Origin of the sequence: Ruminococcus sp. CAG:57 (genome assembly GCF_000435935.1) — a bacterium.
Classification (GTDB): domain Bacteria; phylum Bacillota; class Clostridia; order Oscillospirales; family Ruminococcaceae; genus Hominimerdicola; species Hominimerdicola aceti.
Genome location: NZ_FR890724.1, coordinates 1 through 1,790 on the forward strand (window position 1 = coordinate 1; position 1,790 = coordinate 1,790).

2 protein-coding genes are annotated in these 1,790 nt (G+C 31.5%); one reads left to right on the plus strand and one right to left on the minus strand.

Annotated features, from left to right (window positions below; all coding sequences use genetic code 11):
* Positions 1-217: 217 nt before the first annotated feature.
* The gene (locus tag QVO88_RS05945) at positions 218-1,288 is read right to left on the minus strand and encodes a site-specific integrase (RefSeq protein WP_022287592.1); all 1,071 of its coding nucleotides are present in this window, start codon (positions 1,286-1,288) and stop codon (positions 218-220) included.
* Between the two features lie 266 nt (positions 1,289-1,554).
* Between QVO88_RS05945 and QVO88_RS05950 the strand changes: the two genes are divergently transcribed.
* A complete protein-coding gene (locus tag QVO88_RS05950) occupies positions 1,555-1,785 on the plus strand; it encodes a hypothetical protein (protein WP_022287593.1) in 231 nt (76 codons plus the stop codon).
* Positions 1,786-1,790 lie beyond the last annotated feature (5 nt).

Consider the following 1,790-nt stretch of genomic DNA (forward strand, 5'->3'; position numbering starts at 1 on the left):
CTATAGCAGAAAAGCTCTTAGATCACAGGAACGATCTAAGAGCTTTTTTATTTTGTTATTTTATGATTCATCATGATGTGCTTTTGACGGCAAAATTACGTTATTCGTATAACAATAAATAACTATTTTACGGCTCTTTTTAAGCTTTGCTTTGTCGAATTTCGTCAAATCCTCTATTTTACGAAAATATTCAATTATCAAGTTGCAATTCTATAAGTTATCTTATACGATTCATATATTCCGCTTTCTGCTCAAAAGACGAGTGAACATAGCGATCAAGTGTAATACTTACATTACTATGTCCCAGTATTTCTGACAAAGCTTTTACATCAAAACCGAGTTTTATGCAATTTGTGGCAAAGAAATGTCTTATAGCATGAAAATGTACTGACGGTAAATTTCCGTTTTTTAAAATCTTGGCAAACCTATATTGTATCGTCCTTGGTTCTATTGGCTTTTTCTTGTTAGAAAGTATGTAATTATCATTATCTCCTCTGTTGTTTTTCAAAAGCTCTAAAACACATTTTGGAATGGGAATTTTTCTTTTTGAAGACTCGCTTTTCGGTTCTGCAAGCATAAGCTTAGTTTTGCATAGCCCATTCTTTACTTGTATTCTTTGCAAAGTCTTATTCACACTTATGAAACCCTGTTCAATGTCAATGTTTTCCCATTTTAAGGCACAAAGTTCACCTATTCGTAAACCCGTTACTCTTGAAAGATAAATTCCTATAGATGTAAGATCATTCTTTTGAGCCAGTATATCACACAGCTTTTTGTCTTCATCGTCATTCAATATTCTTATTTCAACTCTGTGTTTCTTCGGCATTACAATACCGTCCATGATATTATCTATCTTATAAGTTTTATACGCATATTTGAAAATAGATTTCATAAGAACTAAAATGTCAGTAATATAACGATTCGAGAGATTTTCCTGCTGTTTTCTTCTGATAAAATCATATATATCGTCATTGGTTATTTTACATATACATTTCTGCCCAAAGAAAGGCAGAATATGTTTGTCAGCTTTTAAAATATAATTTGCAGCGGTTGATTCTTTTATGCGTATTGTGACAGTGCCAAACCATTCCTCATACACTTCTGTGAATGTTTTTCTTATTTGCGTTTTAGATATAAGATCAATGTGATATTTTTTCATTTTTGCAATTACTTCATCATGCGTTTTGCCGAAAAAAGCATGATATTTTCGTTTTGATCCTGATGTATCCAAAAATACCCTTCCCTCATATCTTCCGTCTTTTCTGAGATAAACATTTCGATAATTCATCTTAAGCCCTCCAAATTTCAGTAAGTTTTTTCATATATATTGTAAGTTTTGCTGTTTTTAATTCTATTTCTACATTTTTTGTTCATACTTATTGACAAATACAGTAATAAGGTGTATAATAACATAGGTAAACAAAAATTTACTTTTGAGCTTATGTGCATCTGTTATTAAATTATATGTCCTATATTTTCGATTTTAAAGTGCATATTATTATGACAAGCTTTTTTCGTAAAATAGAGGATTTGACGAAAAGGGGATAACTGGCAATGTACAAGATCGACCCGATAGTAAAAAAGATCAGTTCGGAAATAGTTGTCTGCACGGGTGATCAAAAGCTTGAGTATTGTTCAGGTATTGAATTATCAAAAGCTCAATTTGATAAGAGATATGTTATTGATATGATCTATGCAGAGAATGAAAGAATAATCATTGTTCTGAAAGAGGCTGATATAAACAGCACTGATTGGTGTCAGGATAAGGACGTTGGGTTCTTTTAGGTGTG

Excerpts from the sequence above, each read along its gene's own strand:
- QVO88_RS05945 (WP_022287592.1), bottom strand. The coding sequence starts at position 1,288 with ATGAATTATCGAAATGTTTATCTCAGAAAAGACGGAAGATATGAGGGA.
- QVO88_RS05950 (WP_022287593.1), top strand. The coding sequence starts at position 1,555 with ATGTACAAGATCGACCCGATAGTAAAAAAGATCAGTTCGGAAATAGTT.